This window comes from Photorhabdus africana, from assembly GCF_035181445.1.
GTDB classification, from domain to species: Bacteria; Pseudomonadota; Gammaproteobacteria; order Enterobacterales; family Enterobacteriaceae; genus Photorhabdus; species Photorhabdus laumondii.
This window is the reverse complement of the sequence record NZ_JAXBVE010000095.1, coordinates 1-3406: the sequence shown is the minus strand read 5'-3', so window position 1 is coordinate 3406 and position 3406 is coordinate 1. Positions and strand designations below refer to the sequence as shown.

The following is a 3406-nucleotide window of genomic DNA, read 5'->3' as shown; positions in this document are numbered from 1 at the left end:
GCTGACAATCAATGACCCGCGCAACCTGACGTGTAACCTCCGGTTTTGTGGGCAGTATGAGGATGAGGAAAGCGGGTTATTTTATAATCGGCACCGTTATTACGAGAGGGACACAGGCCAGTACTTATCGCCAGATCCGCTAAACTTAAGGGGTGGCGTAAGTCCTTATAGTTACGTGCATAATCCGGCGAACTGGATTGACCCTCTGGGACTAGCGGGTGAGAACTGTGGGAAACTGTTTTCAAATGCATCATATACCGAAATTGAAAAAGCCAAACTAGATGGTTGGATAGTTGATTCCTTTAAAGACGGTAAATATAAAACTGTAGTCACAACTCAGGATACATACGTATACCGTGTTTATGGTGGAAATGCTAAACCGGGTGGTTCATTTGTATCAGACCTTCCGACATCTAATCGCATACAAGCCAAAATTGATGCCGCTCTTTTACCTGAATGGAAAAATACTAGGGAATTTGAAGCTCAAATATTAGTTCCTAGAGGAACTACGCTTCATGTAGGTCAAGTTGCACCGCAAACAACAAAATCTGGAGCAGTGCTCAAAGGGGAAGCAACTCAAATTCTCTTACCTAGAGATTGGGATCAATCTTGGATAAATAATATAAGATCTATTCCGTCAAAATAGAGATAATCACATGAATAATAAAGAGTTAATAAGTTTAGTCAAAAATATAATTTCCGATTTGGAATCACTAGCAAAACTTAGACAAGAAAACAAATTGGATTCAATTATAACGCTTTATAAAAAAACGCTTTCATCTTTAGAATCAGGGGAGTTAAAAGCCAATCTTGTGAAGAATATGACCAGAGGATATCTAGAAATCTATAGTGATTACGACAATCCCGTACTTGGCCTAATGTATACGTGTGAAAAAGAGCTGGATAAATATATAAACTCATAGCTCATTGTTTAAATTAAATATTTGTAATTAAAAAGCCGGAAAGATCTTTCGAGATCTTCCGGCTTTCTGATGATCTATCTTGGTGAATACCCACGGTAAGCCAACGCGGACTGGAGCTTAGAGATCGCATCCTTAATCTGATACGCTTCCTCGTCATTCACGGCACAGGCGCGTATCTCCGTCCAGTTCAGCCGCTTAACCAGTTGGGCTAAGGCCAGTGCTTCAATATGGGTTAACTGAATGTCCTGTAAATGTTCAATGGCTATCGTCATCTCATGCTCTCCCCTTAACCCGCAAAACCGGTTATCAGCGCCTGCATCTGCTGCTTAATCTCCCGCAGTTGGGCCTGTTGCCGCTGGTACTGTTGATGCTGTTGTTGCGTGGCTTCACTTTCTGGAATCAGCACCAGACAACCGTCCATCACCTTCACCGTAATCTGGCCGCCGGTATTAAATCCCGCCTGTCTGAGCCACTGGCCCTTAAGATGTATTGCCGGTGTGGCGTTGTTGACCTTATTCCCGTTCGGTACATAACCCACGGTGTAATAACGTTCTGTTTTCACGGCTTTATTTACTGCCGCTTCTGCTTTAGAATGCGCCTTAGCCATAGTAACTACCTCTTTTAGTTGCTTGTGGTGAGCGGCAGACGTGAGGTGCGAACTCACCGTCTGCCGCGCTATCTCAACGCTTAGTGCTGTTAAATCCCATTGCCTGTTCAACCATTGCTTTCTTGACAAAGCTGTCAAGCACCAAAATCAACGCTTGTTGATCGGTATCTGGCAACAGGTCCGCTTTTTGCCACAAGGAATGTAATGTGTGGTTGCGGATCTTCACTTCATCCGATATAGCCTTGCGGCCAACCAGTTCATCTATCGTGACCTGGAGCACATCAGCGATCTTAATAACCGTTTCCAAATGTGGCGCACTCGCGCCTTTTTCCCAACGATTATAAGCGCGCGGATCAACGCCCAACAGTTCAGCCAGCCGAACCTGACTTAAATTACGTGCCTCACGCAACAAGCGAAGACGTTCTGCAAATGCTGACATATCCAACCCTGCACACAATGAATCAATAGGGTTCATTGTATCGTCTCCTTTTTTAGCTGCCTGTTGCAAATCCCATAATGTATAGATAATATAATCTACATATATGTCTATTGACAAGGGTTTAAAAGGAACATTTTTATGGCACGCATCCCGGAAGCAGAATTACAGCACCTGAAAGCCGCCGCCTCCTTAGTGGCCGTGGCGGAACAACAGGGACGAAAGCTGATTAAACACGGCAAAGACGATTACGTGGTGCTGTGCCCGTTTCATCAGGAGAAAACCCCGTCAATGGTGCTCAGTCCGAAAAAGAATCTGTATCACTGCTTCGGCTGTAATGCGGGCGGTTCGGTGCTGGACTGGGTGATGAAAACCGAAAGCTTAAGCCTGCGCCATGCGGCGGAGCGGTTGCGAGCTTTATTGGGCGAAAATCCGGCGGTCGAACCGCTGGTTGCGCCGTCTGAACCAACATTGCTGGCCGAAGATGAAGCCGGCCGGCAGGCGCTGCTGCATCGGGTGGTTGAGTTCTATCACCACACGTTGCTGAACGCGCCGGAGATGCAGGCGTATCTGACCCAGCGGCGACTCAATCACCCGGAGTTAGTGGCTCACTTCCGGCTGGGCTTTGCCAATCGCACGCTGGGGTATCGGCTGCCGTCGAAGAAGCTCAAACCGGGCGCTGAAATCCGGGCGCGACTGCGGGCGGTAGGGTTGATGCGTGAATCGGGTCATGAACACTTTAGCGGAGCGCTGGTTATACCGGTGATTGACCTTGAGGGGCAGGTCCGGGAAGTATACGGGCGCAAAATCCGGGACCGGTTGCGGCCGGGGTCCGTCTATCATCTCTATCTGCCAGGTCCCCATCGCGGGGTCTGGAATGAAGCGGCGCTGATGGCCTCGAAAAGCCTTATCTTATGTGAATCGCTGATTGATGCGATGTCGTTCTGGGTCGCCGGTCATCGGAACGTGACCGCCGCTTACGGGGTCAACGGGGTGACGGCTGACCACTGGCAGGCGTTTGAGCGGCATGGCATCAAACAGGCGCTTATCGCGTTCGACAATGACAGCGCGGGCAATGAAGCGGCGGTAAAACTGGCGGCGGCGCTGCTGGCAAAAGGTATCACCCCGCTGCGCGTGATGTTCCCGCCCGAAATGGATGCGAATGAGTATCTGTGTCAGGTGGCCGAGCCGGAAGCCGCCTTCGCCCTGCTGCTTGAGAGCGCGACGCCGATGTCAACCGCAGTGACAACGCGCACGGAAGCGGAGGTATCCGCAGAAGCCGCCCCGCCTCCGGTTTTAGCCGCTGCTGTGGCGGCAGTGCAAAACCCAACGCCCGGCCTCATCTGGGAAGCGGGGGCAGACGGGGAACTTAAGGTCTCGCTGGGCAGCCTGCGCTGGTGCATTCGGGGGTTGTCTTCCGTGAAAGCGGGTGCAGTTGCC

The 3406-nt window shown here is 50.0% G+C and carries 6 protein-coding genes; 3 read left to right on the top strand and 3 right to left on the bottom strand.

The window, feature by feature from the left end:
- Both SLS51_RS22670 and SLS51_RS22665 read left to right on the top strand, forming a co-directional pair.
- Nucleotides 1–646: RHS repeat-associated core domain-containing protein (locus SLS51_RS22670; RefSeq protein ID WP_323840762.1), on the top strand; the 646-nt coding region annotated here is incomplete at its 5' end.
- A gap of 10 nt (nt 647–656) precedes the next feature.
- A complete protein-coding gene (locus SLS51_RS22665) occupies nt 657–923 on the top strand; it encodes a hypothetical protein (protein WP_162120794.1) in 267 nt (88 codons plus the stop codon).
- Between the two features lie 74 nt (nt 924–997).
- Here SLS51_RS22665 and SLS51_RS22660 read toward each other — a convergent pair whose 3' ends face one another.
- From SLS51_RS22660 to SLS51_RS22650, 3 genes are all read right to left on the bottom strand, one after another.
- Entirely contained in the window at nt 998–1195 is a 198-nt protein-coding gene (locus tag SLS51_RS22660) for a DUF7706 family protein (protein ID WP_323840761.1), read from the bottom strand.
- A 14-nt stretch (nt 1196–1209) separates the two neighbouring features.
- The gene (locus tag SLS51_RS22655) at nt 1210–1530 is read right to left on the bottom strand and encodes a SymE family type I addiction module toxin (protein WP_214069403.1); all 321 of its coding nucleotides are present in this window, start codon (nt 1528–1530) and stop codon (nt 1210–1212) included.
- Between the two features lie 73 nt (nt 1531–1603).
- Nucleotides 1604–2005, bottom strand: a complete 402-nt coding sequence (locus tag SLS51_RS22650) for a helix-turn-helix domain-containing protein (RefSeq protein WP_214069402.1) — start codon at nt 2003–2005, stop codon at nt 1604–1606.
- Nucleotides 2006–2107: 102 nt separating this feature from the next.
- On the opposite strand from SLS51_RS22650, the gene SLS51_RS22645 reads away from it, so the two are divergent.
- A partial coding sequence (locus tag SLS51_RS22645; RefSeq protein WP_323840760.1) for a CHC2 zinc finger domain-containing protein occupies nt 2108–3406 on the top strand: 1299 nt, incomplete at its 3' end.